Origin of the sequence: Nocardia sp. NPDC052316, from assembly GCF_044547795.1 — a bacterium.
In the GTDB taxonomy this organism is placed as follows: domain Bacteria; phylum Actinomycetota; class Actinomycetes; order Mycobacteriales; family Mycobacteriaceae; genus Nocardia.
This window is the reverse complement of record NZ_JBIUBB010000003.1, coordinates 799,772-816,795: the sequence shown is the minus strand read 5'-3', so window position 1 is coordinate 816,795 and position 17,024 is coordinate 799,772. Positions and strand designations below refer to the sequence as shown.

The 17,024-nt window shown below is 68.5% G+C and carries 14 protein-coding genes; 7 read left to right on the top strand and 7 right to left on the bottom strand.

All coding sequences use genetic code 11. The annotated features are described in order from the left end of the window. The first annotated feature begins 14 nt into the window (after window positions 1–14). From ACIHA7_RS16515 to ACIHA7_RS16505, 3 genes are read left to right on the top strand one after another with little or no spacing between them, the layout of a single operon-like run. A complete protein-coding gene (locus tag ACIHA7_RS16515; protein WP_397290118.1) occupies window positions 15–1,685 on the top strand; it encodes a CocE/NonD family hydrolase in 1,671 nt (556 codons plus the stop codon). Window positions 1,686–1,744: 59 nt separating this feature from the next. Then, entirely contained in the window at window positions 1,745–3,037 is a 1,293-nt protein-coding gene (locus ACIHA7_RS16510; RefSeq protein WP_397290116.1) for a M20/M25/M40 family metallo-hydrolase, read from the top strand. Between the two features lie 17 nt (window positions 3,038–3,054). Beyond that, window positions 3,055–3,996, top strand: a complete 942-nt coding sequence (locus ACIHA7_RS16505) for a lysophospholipase (protein WP_397290114.1) — start codon at window positions 3,055–3,057, stop codon at window positions 3,994–3,996. Between the two features lie 70 nt (window positions 3,997–4,066). Here ACIHA7_RS16505 and ACIHA7_RS16500 read toward each other — a convergent pair whose 3' ends face one another. Beyond that, window positions 4,067–5,521: a metallopeptidase gene (locus ACIHA7_RS16500; protein ID WP_397290112.1), complete on the bottom strand. Its 1,455-nt coding sequence runs from the start codon at window positions 5,519–5,521 to the stop codon at window positions 4,067–4,069. 166 nt (window positions 5,522–5,687) lie between these two features. Beyond that, window positions 5,688–6,632, bottom strand: coding sequence for an endonuclease/exonuclease/phosphatase family protein (locus ACIHA7_RS16495; RefSeq protein ID WP_397290110.1), 945 nt, complete (start codon window positions 6,630–6,632; stop codon window positions 5,688–5,690). Between the two features lie 111 nt (window positions 6,633–6,743). Between ACIHA7_RS16495 and ACIHA7_RS16490 the strand changes: the two genes are divergently transcribed. Then, window positions 6,744–7,022, top strand: coding sequence for a hypothetical protein (locus ACIHA7_RS16490; RefSeq protein WP_397290108.1), 279 nt, complete (start codon window positions 6,744–6,746; stop codon window positions 7,020–7,022). A 137-nt stretch (window positions 7,023–7,159) separates the two neighbouring features. On the opposite strand, the gene ACIHA7_RS16485 is transcribed toward ACIHA7_RS16490, so the two are convergent. Continuing rightward, the gene (locus ACIHA7_RS16485) at window positions 7,160–7,801 is read right to left on the bottom strand and encodes a cysteine hydrolase (protein WP_397290106.1); all 642 of its coding nucleotides are present in this window, start codon (window positions 7,799–7,801) and stop codon (window positions 7,160–7,162) included. 10 nt (window positions 7,802–7,811) lie between these two features. Then, window positions 7,812–8,138 carry a hypothetical protein gene (locus ACIHA7_RS16480; RefSeq protein WP_397137629.1) on the bottom strand — a complete coding sequence of 109 codons (327 nt, stop codon included), beginning with the start codon at window positions 8,136–8,138 and terminating at the stop codon, window positions 7,812–7,814. A gap of 110 nt (window positions 8,139–8,248) precedes the next feature. On the opposite strand from ACIHA7_RS16480, the gene ACIHA7_RS16475 reads away from it, so the two are divergent. Then, on the top strand, window positions 8,249–8,590 hold the full coding sequence (locus ACIHA7_RS16475; RefSeq protein ID WP_397290104.1) for a winged helix-turn-helix transcriptional regulator: 342 nt from the start codon (window positions 8,249–8,251) through the stop codon (window positions 8,588–8,590). 211 nt (window positions 8,591–8,801) lie between these two features. Here the strand turns inward: ACIHA7_RS16475 and ACIHA7_RS16470 are convergent, their stop codons facing one another. The 3 genes from ACIHA7_RS16470 to ACIHA7_RS16460 form a co-directional block, all read right to left on the bottom strand. Further along, window positions 8,802–11,825, bottom strand: coding sequence for a bifunctional [glutamine synthetase] adenylyltransferase/[glutamine synthetase]-adenylyl-L-tyrosine phosphorylase (locus ACIHA7_RS16470; protein WP_397290102.1), 3,024 nt, complete (start codon window positions 11,823–11,825; stop codon window positions 8,802–8,804). A gap of 74 nt (window positions 11,826–11,899) precedes the next feature. Further along, window positions 11,900–13,240: a glutamine synthetase family protein gene (locus ACIHA7_RS16465; protein ID WP_107655058.1), complete on the bottom strand. Its 1,341-nt coding sequence runs from the start codon at window positions 13,238–13,240 to the stop codon at window positions 11,900–11,902. Window positions 13,241–13,334: 94 nt separating this feature from the next. Then, window positions 13,335–14,864, bottom strand: coding sequence for an alpha/beta hydrolase (locus ACIHA7_RS16460; RefSeq protein WP_397290100.1), 1,530 nt, complete (start codon window positions 14,862–14,864; stop codon window positions 13,335–13,337). Window positions 14,865–15,089: 225 nt separating this feature from the next. Here ACIHA7_RS16460 and ACIHA7_RS16455 point away from each other — a divergent pair, with 225 nt between their 5' ends. Continuing rightward, window positions 15,090–16,013 (top strand): glycosyl hydrolase family 32, encoded by a 924-nt coding sequence (locus ACIHA7_RS16455; protein ID WP_397290799.1) that lies wholly within the window; start codon window positions 15,090–15,092, stop codon window positions 16,011–16,013. Between the two features lie 141 nt (window positions 16,014–16,154). After that, complete coding sequence (gene panB / locus ACIHA7_RS16450; RefSeq protein WP_107655056.1) at window positions 16,155–17,012, top strand: 3-methyl-2-oxobutanoate hydroxymethyltransferase; 858 nt, start codon at window positions 16,155–16,157, stop codon at window positions 17,010–17,012. Window positions 17,013–17,024: the final 12 nt, after the last annotated feature.

The window sequence follows — 17,024 nt, the reverse complement described above, 5'->3', positions numbered from 1 at the left end:
CACTCGATAGTCCTATGGTGAGCGAACGAACGGTCCTGGTGCGGGCCCTGTGTGGGCTGTTACTGCTGTTGGCTGTGACCACGCCGGTGACGGCGGCGGCCGAGCCGCTTTCGGAGCCGTTCCAGTGGCGGCAGGCGTTCATCGATGCGCCGGACGGCACTCGGTTGCACGCGGACATTCTGCGTCCGGCGGGTATCGCCGACGACGTGCGCACCCCGGTTGTCCTCACGGTCAGCCCGTACCGCGCTCACCTGGCGTATCTGAGTGAACCCCGGCTGCGCGGCGGCCCGTCCACCGACAACCTGCAGGCGGACATGTTCCTGCGCGCCGGCTACACCTATGTCGTCGTCGATCTGCGTGGTTTCGGCGGCTCGTCCGGCTGTCCGGACTTCGGCGGCCCCGGCGAGCGATCCGACGTCGCGACCGCGGTGGAGTGGGCCGCGAACCAACCGTGGTCCACCGGCAAGGTGGGCATGTTCGGCGTCTCCTACGAGGGGTGGACCGGGTTGATGGGGTTGGCGACGAAGCCGAAGGGCCTGGCGGCGGTCGCGTCGTTCGAGCCGGTCGTCGACCCGTACTCGTACCTGTACATGCAGGGCATCTCGTGGAAGTTCTCGGGCAAGCCGATCACCGAGAACGGCGTGCGCCCAGCCGATCTCGCGGGGCTGGAGCACCTGCTGATCGCGTCGACCCCGGCCCGCCCGGAGGATCTACCCGAATACCAGGCCGCCGCGGCGCAACTGCCGGTGCAGTGCTACCAGCAGTACCTGGCCGAGATGACCAACCACGACGGCAACTCCCCCTTCTGGCGCGACCGCGATCTGGTCGGCCCGTTGCGCGGCAATACGATTCCGCTGTTCCTCGGCCAGGGCTTCGTCGACTACAACACCCGCGCGTACCGCGTGTTCGACCTGTGGAACGGCCTCGGCCCCGGTGCGCACAAGGCGTGGTTCGGCCAGTGGGGCCACCGCACCTGCCACGACAAGTGCGGCACACCGCATTTCGATACCGAGCTGCTCGCCTTCTTCGACAAGCACGTCGCGGGCCGCGAGGTGCCGGTGCCCGGCCCCCGGATCACGGTGGGCCAGTTCGACGGTAACTGGCGCGCCGAAACCGCGTGGCCGCCCGCCGATGCCGCCCGGGTACCGGTCGAGCTGCGCCCCGGCGGCTACACCGACCGCGGCCTGCTGCCCGGCCCTGATCGCGAATTCTGGTCCGTGTCCGAACCTTTGGCCCAGGCCCAGCACCTGTCCGGCCTGCCGTCGGCGTCCCTGCGGGTAGACGGACCGGCCGATGCCACCGTCGCCGTTGAGCTCTACGACATCGCCCCCGACAACCAGGCCACCGTCATCACCCGCGGCATCGCGCCCGTCGGCGACGGCACCGCCGAAGTCCTTCTGCTGGCCCAGGATTGGCCGATCCCGGCGGGCCACCGGATCGGCGTGCGCGTCACCGATGTCGTCGACGACGTCTGGTCGCACACGCCCGCGTTCGCCCCGGTCACCGTCACCGAGGCGCGCATCGAGCTCCCCTTGCTGACCGGGACCCGCACGCCGGACCTCGTCGGCGGCGTGACCGAGGGCATCGTGAAGTGGCGAAACGAGAAGACCATCCCGCTCGCCCCCGCCATGCTGAACAATGCGACGGTGTCCATGAATTTGCCGAACCGCACCGGTGCCCGATGACGGACCCCGTCGACCACCGCACCGCAGAGCGCCTTGCCGCCGCAATACGGTGCGCCACCGTGTCCACCGACGATCCGAACCACGTCGACGATGCGGCTTTCGCGCAACTCTCCGCACACCTCGAGCAATCTTTTCCGCGGGTCCACGCCGAGCTCGAGCTGCGGCGATTCGGCCACAGCAGGCTCTACCGGTGGCCCGGCGTCGAGCCGGAGCGGGTCTGCGCGATCCTGCTCGCGCACCAGGATGTGGTGCCGGTGGACGACCCGCAGCGCTGGACCCATCCCCCGTTCGCGGGCGTGGTCGATGACGAATTCATCTGGGGCCGTGGCGCGATCGACGACAAGAGCAGGCTGCTGGCGATCCTGGAGGCGGTCGAGTCGGCGCTGGCGGCGGGAGTTCGCCCGCGGCACACCGTATTCCTGGCTTTCGGCCACGACGAGGAGGTGTTCGGCGACACCGGCGCGATGCACATGGCGGAGCACCTTCGCCGGGCCGGCGTGCGGGCCGACCTGCTGCTCGACGAAGGCGGCATGATCACCGAGGGCGTCGCCGAGGGAGTGGAGCGTCCGGTCGCCAGCATCATGCTCGGCGAGAAGGGTTATGCGACAGTGCAATTGTCGGTCAGCGAGGTCGGCGGGCATTCGTCCATGCCGGGCAAGCAGACCGCGGTCGGCCGGATCGCGCGCGCGGTGAGCCGCATTCAGGATCACCCGATGCCGTTGCGGATGACGCCGGTGACCGCCGACATGCTGGCCAGGCTGCGGCAGGCGATGCCCGCGTCACGCAGCAGGCTGCTCGGCCTGGCCGGTATCGCCGCACCGCTGATCACCCGGGTGATGGCGATGCGGCCGCAGACCGAGGCGATGGTGCGCACCACCACCGCCCCCACGGTGATCCGGGGCGGCGTGAAGGCGAACGTGCTGCCCCAGCATGCCGAGGCCTTCGTCAATTTCCGCATCCTGCCCGGCGATTCGGTCGAGTCGGTGCTGGCGCATTGCCGGAAGGTGGTGCGCGACAAAGGTGTTCGGATCGAGGCGGAGGGCATGGCGTCCGAGCCGACGGTGCACGCCGCGCCGGGTCCTGCGTTCGAGATGATCGCCGACATCGCGCGGGCCATCGTCCCCGGCGTCGTCGTCACCACCGGCATCGTGCCCGGCGCCACCGACTCGCGGCACTACCACGACCTCGCGGGCACCCGCTGCAACTTCGCCCCGATCGTGCTCGGCGAGCGCGATATCGCATCGATCCACGGAACCGACGAGCGCCTCTCCCTGGTCAACTACGCTCGACTCATCGAGTTCAACCGGCGGCTGATCGCGCAGTTCGCGCAGCCGTCGGCCACCGCGCCGTAGACCCAAGGAGCCGATGCATGACGACCGAGCCGAAGGCCAGTGGCGACGCCGAACCGCAGGCCGGCACCGACCCGCAGACGGCTGACAACACCGCGCAGCCGACGACTCCCGGCGACCCGCAGCCGCACACCCGGACCGGCCGATTCGACGGCACCGGCAGCGGCGTCGCCTGGCGCGCCTGGCTCCCCGACACCCCCGCACGCGGCGTGATCGTCCTCGTGCACGGTGTCGCCGAGCACTCCGGCCGCTATACCCACGTCGGTCAGCGCCTCGCCGCCGCCGAGTTCGCCGTCTACGCGCTCGACCACATCGGCCACGGCAAGTCAGCGGGCGGCAAGGCCAATATCGGCTCGCTGGACGGCGCCGCCGACAACGTGGCCGCCATGCTGGACATCGCGACCCGCGAACACCCCGGCGTCCCCCGCTTCCTGATCGGCCACTCGATGGGCAGCCTCATCGTGCTGCACCTGGCCACCCGCAGGCCGATCGATGTCGCGGGCATCGTGGTTTCCGCACCGCCGCTGGACATCTCGGCGGGCAACGCCGCCCAACGCGCCCTCGCCCCGGTATTGACCCGATTGACCCCGAATCTCGGTGTGCTCACCCTGGATTCGTCGCAGATCAGCCGCGACCCCGAGGTTGTCCGCGCCTACGACAACGACCCGCTGGTGTATCGCGGCAAGCTGCCCGCCCGCACCGCCGCCGAAATCTTGAACACCACCTTCCTCGTCAAAGAGCGGCTGCCGAAGCTCACCGTGCCGGTACTGGCGCTGCACGGCACCGCGGACGCGCTCGCCGCCCCGTCCAGCACCGATCTGATCGAGCAGGGCGCGGGCTCGACGGATCTCACCGTGATCCGCTACGACGGCCTCTACCACGAGATCTTCAACGAACCCGAGAAGGACAAGGTGCTCGGCGACGTGGTGGACTGGCTGAAAGCGCACGTCACCGGCGAATAAGATTCGCGCGCTCGGGCAAGTTCGCGGCGGCGACCACCTCGCCGCGCCGCGATCGCTGCCGGTGTGGCGCTTACTTGTAGCGCGACAAGCAGGCCTTCTCCCCTTCCAGCACCCCCGTGCGGAACGCCTCCACGCGTTGATAACCGCTCGGCACCACCTTGCCGTTCACGTCGCTGGCGGTGCGCCCCTCGCTGAGCAGCTCGGAGACGGCCTCGTCGAGGTCACCGGCGGACAGCCGCGGGTCGCTGCCCGGCTCGCTCAGCGCGGTGGTCACCACACCGGACAGGCAGGCGGTGCGCAGCCCCGCGGTCTCCGGGCCGGTCAAGCCGAGCTTGCGATCGTGTTGCACCGCAAGGACATACCGCGACACGAAGATGACGAAGGCGTTGTAGTCGCCGTTCACCGCCGCCGAGAGCGGATCCAGGCCGTCCTTGGTCGGCGCACCGTGGCCGGCCAGGGCAGGCACCGCGGTGCCGATCGTGTTGGTGCTCGGACAGTACGAAACCGGTTCGGTAGGAGTGGCGTTCGAGCAGTCGCGCACAATCCCCGAATAGTCGAACCTCGGCGGCGTGCTGAGCGGGAAGATCCTGGCCAGGACCTGGCTCACGCTCTGCAACGAGGGCACGGTCACCGGAAGCTGCGGCAGGAACTGCTCGCCCGGCTCGAACGTCACGGGCAACTTGCCGCGGCGCTGCGCGATCTGCTGCGTGGTGAGCGTCTTACATCCCTGCGCGCCATCGGAATAGCCGATCTGCACGGCCGTCACCCGCTCGAACGCCGACCCGTGCGCATTGCTGGGATCGCTCGGATCCTGGTCTCGGATGGCCACCGTGGCACCGAGGACGGCATTGAGTCCGTCGGTGGTGTTCAACGTGAAGTGCGCCGAATCTCCCTCGGCCACATGGCGTAAGAACACTCCGGCGAGGCAGTCGGCCTGCTGCTCCAGCACCAGCGTCGGTGTCCGCAGACCGGCGAGCCTGGCCTGCCGCTGAATGGCGTGGCCGTATTCGTGCGCGAGCACCATCACCACCGCCATCTCGCCGAACTTCTCCGCCACCGCGGGCATCAGCACGCCGCGGTCCCAGCCGATGGTGTGGTCGGCGCTGCAATAGGCGGCGTTCACCACGTGATACGTACTCTCGCCGCAGAACTGGATCGCCCGCTGCCGAGGGGCCTTCGCGTCCCAGGAGTAGAACTCCGACACCGGGGTGAAGGTGCCGGGAAAGTTCGCCGGATACGCCGCGGTCCAGAACTCCCGCAGGTCGGCGAGGGAGTTGAGCGCGAGCTTGTCGTAGGTGCCGCCGTCACCGTTGATCGCGGTGAGCGGCGCGTCCGGCACACCCTTGCGTGGGCCGTTCGGGCCGGTGGCCGTCATCGAACCGGCTACCTCCCAGTCCGTTTCGGTGGACGGCGCCGCGGTGGTCGGGGTCGGCGGGAGCTGCACACCCTGTCCGCAGCCGGCCAGTACCGCGCCGAACAGCGCGAGCACGGCGACCGCACGGCACCGCAGTCGTTGTGTACTCATCATTCACGGGCCTCCCCGAGTACCGTGCACGCCCGACGCGTGCGAGGGCTCGGCGCAGTACAGCTGTCGGTACACCGAGCATTCTCACGATAATCGGCGAATACCCCGCGCGCCTGGCAACGAACGGCCCAGAGTTACCCGACCAGCAGTGCCGCTGCCCGCGAGCTCAATTCAACCGAGCGCGCACCAGCAAGGCGCGGTGATCGGAGCCGGGGATGCTGAACGTCCGCACTTCTTGGGCGGTCGCGTCGGCGAGCAGGACGTGATCGATGCCGATGATCGGGCCCCACCGCCGGTCGTCCGGGAACGTCAGCAGCAGCCCGGCGCCCACCTGATCGGCCGCGGCGGCGAAGCGGCCGCGCAGCAGTTCGCGATACGCCGCATGATCGCGGGTCGCGTTGAGGTCCGCGCCGACGATCGCGGGTCCCTGTTGGGCGTCGAGGATTTCGCGGATCCGGCGCATCTCCCCGAGCCAGTCCGCGAAGTTCAACGGCGGTGGAATCGGGTGAAAGGCGAACACGGCGATGGGCCCGCGCTCGGGATGGTCCATCGTCGCCGACACCTGGTTCAGGATGAAGCCGTCGTATTTCTTGGTGTCGCGCAACGGGTATCGACTGTAGATGCCGGTGCCGCCGCCACCGTCGGCCGTCGGCTGCAGATACGAATACGGCAGCAGCGCACCGAGTTCCGCCGCGGCCAGCCGGTCGACGGCGGCGTTCGTCAGCTCGTTCACGGTGAGCACGTCGACGCGGTTGTCCCGCACCGCGCGTACCACCGCGTCGACGTCCGCCTTCCCGAACAGCAGATTGGATTGCAGCACCGTGACCTCGGGTCCGCTCGCCGCCCGCCCCGCAGGCAGGAACGCGGGCGCCAGCGTCCACAGCACCGCTCCCACCACCACCCCGGCTATTCCGGCACTACGCCAGCCCCTGGCGATCAGGAAGAACACCAGCGCGACGAGCGCGCCGACCATCAGGTACGACGCCCCCGACGCGACCAAGACCAGTAACCGCTGCTGCCAGGCCCCGAAATGCAGCACGACCCCGACGGCTCCCGCCGTCAGCGCGCACCAACCCACCCCGAGCACCATCCGCTCCAACCACTTCGGCATGCCCCGACCCTATGCGGGGCGTGTGGAGGTGCTGTGTGCCGACCGTGCAGTTGTCGTGCGGTTCATGATCGACCGCATAAACTGGGTGCGAAGGACACGCTGGAGGGCCCGATGTACGTCGAAGAGTTCCGCGTCGCAGGTCCACTCACGACCGAGAGCGCCGAAGAGCTCCTCGTCGCGATGATCGGCTACACCTCGCGTATCACCGTCAGCTGCAATGGACGCAGCGTGCATGCACCCTTACTACCCTGGTGCTTGGACGTGCTGCGTTTGCGCGCGGGCAGCACGGTGAGGGTGACAGCTGAGCACGGCCACCGCCCTGAGATCGACGAAGACCGGCAGGCGATCCGCGCCTTCGTCGACCGCTTCCGAGAGGTCACCAGTGCGTAATTCCCTCGGTCCGTACCTGCTCGGGAGATACGGCTGCTGATCGTGCCGCCGGTACCACCGAAGCCGTTCGCGCATTGCCGGGTCTACGAGCGCCGTTCGAGATCACTGAGCGACTCCACCGAGGTGCAGGCCGACAGTCAGCGCGGGGTCATCAGCTCGATCAGGGCAGCGGTGTCCGTAGTAAGCGAGCCGCCCGCGAACTCCAATGTCGCGTAAGCCCTTTCGGCCGCCTCCTGATGCCCGGCACCGCACGCGTCGGTGACCATGATCGGCAGATATCCGAGGTCCAGACTGTGCCGAACCGTGGGTTCGATCCCGACCTCCATGGCGATACCCGCGACGGCGTAGCTGTCGATCCCGCAGTCGCGCAACGCGATATCGAGCGGTGTCGCCGCGAACGCCGACATGGTGATCTTGTCGAAGACCATCTCGTCGGCGTCGGGTGTCAGCTCCGGAATGAGCTGATACTGCGGCGAACCCTGCGGGAAGCTGGAGCGCAACTCGTTCGGGTCGTCCACCCGCTGCCATTGCATGGCGGTCCGCAGTTGCGCGACGCCGGAAGCGGCGATCGGCAGCGACATGTGCCTGGTATAGAACACACGAAAACCACCGGCGCGCGCGGCATCTCGGAGTTGCACACAGGCGTGCACGATCTTGTCACCGTCGGGAATCTGGCCGACGATACCCACCTGCATGTCGTAGATCAGTACCGCCATCCGCCGGGGATCGCAGGCGTCGGCGACGGTCTGCGGAATGCTGAGGCCGAAGGCATTGCGCACGGCAGCGTCCTTACTTTGTTCGGTCGTAGGGCTCGGCGACGTCGACTTTCGGATCCATCAGCGCCTCCAGCGGCAGCGGCGCCTGCACCGGAACGTAGGTCCACTCCAGGTAACCCGCCTTGGTGAGCGGGAAGTCGGCGACATACCGCTGCGCCTCCTCGACACTGTCCACCTCGAACACGATCACCACGCCGGGTTCGTCTGCGCGCGCGTAATTCTCCCGCACGATACCGGCCTTCCACAGCCGCCACACATTGGCGACCTCCTCGGGCAGGTACGGGTTGATGGTCGCCAAGGTCACGCCTGGCTTGAAACGGTCGAAAACGATGACCTTCATAGGAATTCGAGCTCCATGTCTGCGGTAGCGAGTGCGTACGCGTCCATGGAAGCGCGATGATTACAGTGTTACAAGAACGCACTTTTTGGTGAGTACCCGGAGGCGAGCAGATGCCGGACAAGCGCTACCACTGCGCGGTGGAGGTGACGGTCGACCTCATCGGCGGCAAATGGAAGCCGGTGATCCTCGCCCATCTCAAGGAGGGCGTGCGCCGGTACGGGGCGCTGCGCCGCGCGATGCCGACCACCAGCGAGAAGATGCTCGTGCAGCAGCTACGCGAACTGGAAGCCGACGGCCTGGTCCGCCGCACCGTCTTCGACACGGTGCCCCCGCAGGTCGAATACGACCTGACCGACGAAGGCTGGAGCCTCGTCCCCGCCCTGACCGCGCTCTACGAGTGGGGCGAAAACCGAGCCGAGCGAACGGGTCTCCGCATCGAGCCCGCACCTTAGGAATCGAACTAGCTCCATCCCCGAAAGCACTAGCTCTCGGATCCGCACCGGCTCTCGGGATCCGCACCGACTTCGGGCCGCTAGAGCGAGTGCGGATCCCGAGAGTGAGTGCGGCGTCGCGGTCTAGTTGCCGAGCTGCGATCCCAGCGCGCGTTTCGGGCACAGCGCGGCCACAGGGTCGATGCCGCCACTGCTCGGAAGCCCGCACCCCTCACTCGCCGAAGACGCGCTCCACCACCGCTTTCGCCCGCCGTGTCACCCGCATGTAGTGATCGAGGAACTCGCTGCCGTCGTCGTTCGGCCACCCCGCCACCTTGGCGACCGCGGACAGCAGTCGCCCTGGGCCGGGCAACTGATCCGCTGGCTTGCCGCGCACCAGCACCAGCGCGTTGCGCGCCTTGGTCGCGGTGAGCCAGGCGTCTCGCAGCAGCGCGACATCTGCGGCGTCGAGCAGTTCGGTCTGCTCGATGACGTTGAGCGACTCCAGCGTCGAGGTGTTGTGCAGGCCGATGACCTCGTGGGCGTGGCGCAGCTGCATCAGCTGGACCGTCCACTCGATGTCGGCGAGGCCACCGCGGCCGAGCTTGGTGTGGGTGGCCGGGTTGGCGTTGCGGGGTAGGCGTTCGGCGTCGATCCTGGCCTTGATCCGGCGGATCTCGCGCACTGCCTCGGTCGACACCCCGCCCTTGGGGTAGCGCACCTTGTCGATGACGTGCAGGAAGCGCAGGCCGAGCTGCTGATCACCGGCGACCTGATGGGCCCGCAGCAGCGCCTGCACCTCCCACGGCTGCGCCCATTGCTGGTAGTAGGCGGCGTAGGCGGCCAGCGTGCGGACCAGGGGGCCGTTGCGCCCCTCCGGGCGCAGCCCGGCGTCCACCTGCAACGGCGGGTCGGTACTCGGCGCACCGAGCAGCTGCTGCACCTTGTCGGCGACGTTGATCGCCCACTTCACGGCCTTGGCTTCGTCCTCACCCGGCCGGGGATCACAGACGAACAGGACGTCGGCGTCGGACCCGTAACCGAGTTCCATGCCGCCGAGCCTGCCCATGCCGATCACCGCGATATCGGCGGGCGCCGGGCCGCCCCGCTCGGCCTCGCTCGCCCGAATCACCGCTTTGAGTGAGGCTTCCAGCACCGCGACCCACACCGAGGACAGCGCCCGGCACACCTGTTTGACGTCGAGCATCCCGAGCAGATCCGCCGAGGCCACCCTGGCCAGCTCGTGCCTGCGCAACGAACGGGCCGCGGCGACAGCGCGTTTCGGGTCGTCGTAGCGGGCGGCGGCGGTCATGATGCCGCGCGCGACGTCTTCGGCCTGCGGGCTGAGCAGCAACGGACCGCCGGGCCCGTCGGCGTACATGCGGATGGTGTCCGGCGCGTTGATCAGCAGATCGGGCAGGTACTCCGAGGAGCCGAGCACGATCATCAACCGCTGCGCGATGGCGCCCTCGTCGCGCAGCTCGCGCAGGAACCAGATCTGATCGTCGAGCCCCTCGGACACCCGCCGGTAGGCGAGCAGGCCCGCGTCGGGATTCGGTGTGTCACCGAGCCATTCGAGCAGGGTCGGCAGCAGCAACGCCTGGATCCGGCCCTTGCGCGAGACCCCGCCGGTGAGCGCCTTGAGGTGGCCGAGGGCATGCTCGGGCGCCTGGTAGCCCAGCGCGGCCAGCTGCCGGATCGCCGCGTCGGGGCTGAGCCGCAGCGCGTCGGGCTCCAGCTTGACCACCGATTCCAGCAGCGGCCGGTAGAACAGCTTGGCGTGTAATCGCCGCACCCGCACGGAGTTTCGCCGGATCTCACTGGCGAGCACACCGACCGCGTCCTGCCTGCCGTCCGGCCGGATGTGCGCGGCGCGGGCCAGCCAGCGCATGCCCTCCTCGTCGTCGGCGGCGGGCAGGGTGTGCGTGCGCCGCAACCGCTGCAGTTGCAGGCGGTGTTCGAGCAGACGCAAGAACTCGTAGGAGGCAGTGAGATTCGCGGCATCGTCGCGCCCGACGTAACCGCCCGCGGCCAGCGCGGTGAGCGCCTCGACGGTGCCCTGCACGTGCAGGGACTCGTCCACCCGGCCGTGCACCAATTGCAGGAGCTGGACGGCGAATTCGACGTCGCGCAGGCTGCCGTGGCCCAATTTCAGCTCACGCTCGCGCATGTCGGCGGGCACCAGGTCTTCCACCCTGCGGCGCATCGCCTGCACGTCGGCGACGAAGTCGGGGCGCTCGGAGGCGGTCCACACCATCGGCATCAGCGCGGCCCGATACTGCTCGCCGAGCTCGAGGTCACCGGTCATCGGCCGGTTCTTCAACAGCGCCTGGAATTCCCAGGTCCGGGCCCACCGCTTGTAGTAGGCGATGTGCGACTCCAGCGTGCGCACCAGCGCGCCCGCCTTGCCCTCGGGCCGCAGCGCCGCGTCCACCTCGAAGAAGGCGGCGCTGGCGACGCTCATCATCTCGGCCGCCAGCCGGGTCGCGGTGGCGTCGGCGGGTTCCGCGACGAACACCACGTCGACATCGCTGACGTAGTTCAGCTCGCACGCGCCGCTCTTGCCCATGGCGATCACCGCGAGCCGCACCGGCACCGGGCCGTCCTTGCAGACCCGCGCCACCGCCACCGATAGTGCCGCGGTGAGCGCGGCGTCGGCCAGCGCGGTCAGATGACGGCCGACCACCTGGTACGGCAGTACCGGTTCGTTCTCGACGGTCGCCGCCAGATCGAGTGCCGCGAGCAGCATCAGCTGATCGCGATACCGCTTACGCAGCAGCGCGACCACCTCGGGACCGGACTCGCCTGCCCGGAACAGCAGCGCCTCCGTCCCTAGGCCGTCCTCCGGCCCCTGCTCCGGCACCGCGCGCACCGCGTCGAGCAGATCGGCGATCAACTCCTCGCGCGTCGGTAGCGCCTTGCGCCGCAAGACCTGCCAGGCCGCGGGGTCGACCACCAGATGATCGGCGAACGCACTGGACGAGCCGAGCAGCGCGAACAGCCTGCCGCGCAGGGCGGTGTCCGTGCGGATCGCCGAATCCAGTTCGGCCCAGTCGGTTTCGAGCCGCTCGCGGAGTTTGATCAGGGTGTTCAGCGCCAAGTCGGCGTCGGGCGCCCGCGACAACGCCCAGAGCACGGGAATAGCTTCGACGTTGTCCCAGCCCAATTCGCGCAGCGAGGCGGCGGCGGTGGGCTCGAGCAACCCGAGCCGACCGACGCCGGGGACAGCGGAGCGGGCAGTCGGGGGCCGGACCATAGCTCTCAAATTACATGCTCAGGACCGACGACTCGCCCGCCGCCGGGCATACGTTGCGGAAACGCGGCCCCCAGCTACAGACCGAGGTATTCCTTGAGTTCGTACGGCGTCACCTGGCTGCGGTAGTCCGCCCACTCCCGGCGCTTGTTGCGCAGGAAGAAGTCGAACACGTGCTCGCCGAGCGTCTCGGCGACCAGCTCGGAGCGCTCCATCGCCTGCAGCGCCTCGTCCAGCGTGCCGGGCAACTCACGGAAGCCCATCGCGCGCCGCTCGGCGACGGTCAGCGACCAGACGTCGTCCTCGGCCTCCGGCGGCAGCGTGTAGCCCTTCTCGATGCCACGCAGACCGGCCGCGAGCAGCACGGCGAAGGTCAGGTAGGGATTGCAGGCCGAATCAGGGCTGCGGATCTCGACCCGGCGCGAGGAGGACTTGTTCGGCGTGTACATCGGCACCCGCACCAGCGCGGACCGGTTCGACCGGCCCCACGAGGCCGCGGTCGGCGCTTCGCCGCCGTGGATGAGCCGCTTGTAGGAGTTCACCCACTGGTTGGTGATCGCGCTGATCTCCGGCGCGTGCTCCAGGATGCCCGCGATGAAGGCGCGCGCGGTGCTCGACAGGTTGATCGGGTCGTCCGGATCGTGGAAGGCGTTCGCCTCGCCCTCGAACAGGCTCATGTGCGTGTGCATCGCCGAGCCCGGGTACTGGGCGAACGGCTTGGGCATGAAGGTCGCGCGCACGCCCTCGTCGATGCCCACTTCCTTGATCAGGTAGCGGAAGGTCATCACGTTGTCGGCCATGGACAGCGCGTCGGCGTAGCGCAGGTCGATCTCCTGCTGGCCCGGCGCGCCCTCGTGGTGGCTGAACTCCACCGAGATGCCCATCGACTCCAGCGCGTCGATCGCGTGGCGGCGGAAGTTCGGCGCCGAATCGTGCACGGCCTGGTCGAAGAACCCGCCGGAGTCGGCCGGGATCGGCTGCGAGCCGTCCACCGGGCCGTTCTCCAGCAGGAAGAACTCGATCTCCGGATGCACGTAGCAGCTGAACCCGACATCGGCGGCCTTGTTCAGCTGGCGGCGCAGCACGTGGCGCGGGTCGGCCCAGGACGGCGAGCCGTCGGGCATGGTGATGTCGCAGAACATGCGCGCGGAGTGCTGGTGGCCCTTGCTCGTTGCCCACGGCAGCACCTGGAAGGTGGACGGATCGGGCCGGGCGACCATGTCGGCCTCCGACACCCTGGCGAAGCCTTCGATGGCCGAGCCGTCGAAGCCGATACCCTCCTCGAACGCGCCCTCGAGCTCGGCGGGAGCAATCGCGACGGACTTCAGGTAACCCAAGACGTCGGTGAACCAGAGACGTACGAAGCGGATATCCCGCTCTTCGAGCGTCCGCAGCACGAATTCCTTCTGGCGATCCATGTCCGCGAGAGTAAGCACCCGGCGTTAAATCCGTGTTACATACACGCTGAGTGTGCTGTGCTTGTTGCGGGAAAAAGACCTCCAGCCCGAACGATCAGCAGGTGAGACCCGCCTCCGGCTCGGTGAGGTCGATCAGGTAGTCGATCACCGCGTCGTCCACGCACGACGAGCCACCCGAGAGCGCGATGGTGTGCCTGCTGCCTTTGTAGGTAACCAGGGCGGCGCCGAGCTGGTCGGCCAGGTCCACGCCAGCCTGGTACGGCGTCGCCGGGTCGTCGGTGGTCGACACGACCACCGTCTTCGGCAGCCCGGTCACCGAGATCCGATGCGGCTCACTGGTGTTCGGCACCGGCCAGGCCGTGCACTGGTCCAGCGGGGCCGCGCCGGTGCCGTGCCCGTCGTCCAGGAACGGCGCCGCCCTGCGGTATTCGGTGTCCTGCTTGCCGGTGATCGCGCGGTCGCTGACGCGCGGATCGTCCACGCAGCGAATCGCGGTGAACGCGTCGGTGGTGTTGCTGTAGCTGCCGTCGTCGCGGCGGCCGTCGTACATGTCGGCCAGTTGCAGCAGGGTGTCGCCGCGGCCGTCGCGCAGCTCCGAGAGGCCGAGGGTGAGCACCGGCCACAGCTCGTTGGAGTAGAGCGCCTGGCGCACGCCGGTGAGCGCGTCACCGTAGTTCAGCCCACGCGGATCGGTGGTCGATACCGGCTTGTCCCACAACGGATTCACCAGCGCGCGGAACCGCTGCACCGCCTGCGCCTTGTCGGTGCCGAGCGGGCAGTCCGCCTTGGTCGCGCAGTTCGCGGCGTAGGCGTCGAACACCTTCTGGAAGCCCGCCGCCTGCCGCAGCGACTCCTGCACCGGGTCCTGCGAGGAGTCGATGGCGCCGTCCAGCACCAGGGCACGCACGTGGTCCGGGAACTTCTCGGCGTACGCCGAACCGATCTTGGTGCCGTAGGAGTAACCCAGGTAGCTGAGTTTCGGATCGCCGAGCGCGGCGCGCAGCACGTCCAGATCCTGCACCACCTCGCGGGTGCCGACGTGGGCGAGGAACTCCTTGCCGGTGCGTTCGGTGCAGCGGTCCGCGTACTCGCGGTTCTCGTTCTCCGCCGCCGCGATGCCCTCGGGGGTGTTGTCCTTCGGCGGCTCGGCGCGCTCGGCGTCCTGCTCTTGCGCGGTCTCGCAGACGATGGCAGGCGTCGACGAGCCGACCCCGCGCGGATCGAAGCCGACCCGGTCGAAGCGCTCGGCCAGCGGGGTCTTGTGGCCAAGCGCCGACATGGTCAGGCCGGACTCCCCCGGACCGCCGGGGTTCATCAGCAGCGAGCCGATGCGTTTGCCGGTGGCCTTGATCCGCGAGACCGCGATCTGCGCGGTCGGTCCGTCCGGTGCGGCGTAATCGATCGGCACACTGATCCGGGCGCACTGCGTATTGGGCGCGAAACGATCATCCGGCGACCCGAACCCGGCGCAGCCACCCCACTGCACATTCTGGGTGTAGAACTTCGCCAACGCGGCGGGCGGCGTCGGCATCGGCCCGGTCGGATGGCCGTCGATCGTGCACCCCGCCACCAACGCCAGCACCGCCACCACCAACGCACCGCGCCCACTGCGAACCAAACCCATTCACTGATAGTGGCAGCTCGCGTGCTCGGCGCGCGCAACGCACCGGTCAGAGGTGGGGAAGAGCACGTGCGGCCGCGAGAGCGAGGCCCATTCCATCCGCTGGGCCGCCAGTGACGAATAGCAGCGGGGGTCGTTTCGGCGCTATCGGAAGGTCTGCTCTTGTTCGGTCATCGATGGTCGAGTAGTCGAGCTGCGCGCGCGGCAACCGCAGTCTTCGTGTTGAGTGTGCTCGCGCCCACCGCGGCGGCGGCGCCGAGCGGCGAGTCCGGTGCGCAGCCGACGCCCGCTCCCGAGCGAGTCACCGCAGGGGCGTTCGTGCAGGTTTACGAGGTGCCCACCGGCCTGCTGGCGCAGTGGTACATCAACGATCACACCTTCGTCCACCGCGACGGCACCTGGCATCTGTTCGGGATCACCCATACCAAGCCCGCCGACCCGGACAACGAAGTTGTTTTCGCGCACGCGACCGCGCCGACCCTGCACGGTCCATGGGTGAAGCAACCATCGGTTCTGCGCGCCCAGCCAGGTGAGGACCAGCACCTGTGGGCGCCGCACATCGTCTTCGACGAGGGCACGTATTACATGTACTTCGCGACCGGCGGCGCGGATCGCGCTGGCGCGGCGATAAATCTCGCTACCTCGCAAGACCTCTACACCTGGCAGCGCGCGGACGAACCGCTGTTCACCGACGGCTATGAAGCGCGTGATCCGATGGTGACCCGCGTCGGCGATCAGTGGGTGATGTACTACACGGCAACCAGCGAACCCACGGGCGGCAACCACGTTGTCGCCTACCGCACCAGCAGCGACCTGCGGACCTGGAGTCAGACGCGCAGCGGAATCGCCTACACCGATCCGACCACCGGGACGGGGGCGGGCAATACCGAGTCACCGTTCGTCATGCGGCACGGTAGCTACTGGTACCTGTTCATCGGCCCTCGTCCGCACTACACGAGTACCGAAGTGTTCTTCAGCCCCGACCCGTTCCACTTCGCACCGACCGATAACGCGGGTCGCATTGCCGCGCACGCCGCCGAGATCGTCCAGGACGGCGATGGTTACTGGGCCAGTTCGGCGGGCATCAACAGCGACGGTGTCTCGATCGCGCCGCTGACCTGGAGTTCCGCGCAGCCGGGCGCGGATCGCTGACCGCTCGGGGCGCGACAGCTGTGACCAATCGCATCGGTCGAGAACCTTAATACGGCCCGGTGACAGCTGGCACACTGGATTTCGTCAGACAACCCGGGGACCCGGATGGGCCCCGAGGCGACACAGACGAAAGGGACGAAGATGTCCGTATCCGATTCGGAAACCCCTGCCTACGGTGCGGCACCCACCGAGCCCAAGAAGGCTATGCGCAAGACCCGGGTGCACCACCTGCAGCAGATGAAGGCCAACGGCGAGCGCTGGTCCATGCTCACCGCATACGACTACTCGACCGCCAGGCTGTTCGAAGAAGCGGGCATCCCCGTGCTCTTGGTCGGCGACTCCGCGGCCAACGTGGTCTACGGCTACGACACGACGGTCCCGATCACCGTGGACGAGCTGCTCCCGCTGGTCCGTGGCGTGGTGCGGGGCGCGCCGCACGCCCTCGTGGTGGCCGACCTGCCCTTCGGCACCTACGAGTCCTCCCCGCAGCAGGCGCTGGCCACCGCGACCCGGTTCATGAAGGAGGGCCAGGCGCAGGCGGTGAAGTTCGAGGGCGGTGAGCGGGTCGCCGAACAGATCGCGCTGATCACCTCGGCGGGCATTCCCGTGATGGCGCACATCGGGTTCACCCCGCAGAGCGTGAACACCCTCGGCGGATTCCGCGTGCAGGGTCGCGGCGACGGCGCCGAGCAGCTCATCGCCGACGCCATCGCGGTGCAGGAGGCGGGTGCGTTCGCCGTGGTCATGGAGATGGTCCCGGCCGAACTGGCGGCCCAGGCCAGCCGCAAGCTGACCATTCCCACCGTCGGCATCGGCGCCGGCGTGGAGACCGACGCGCAGGTGCTGGTCTGGCAGGACATGGCGGGCTACACCAGCGGCAAGACCGCCAAGTTCGTCAAGCGCTTCGGCAATATCGGCGACGAGCTGCGTGCCGCCGCGACGGCCTACGCTGAGGAGGTACGCCTGGGCACCTACCCGGGCCCCGAGCACAGTTTTTAGTTCTATGGAGTG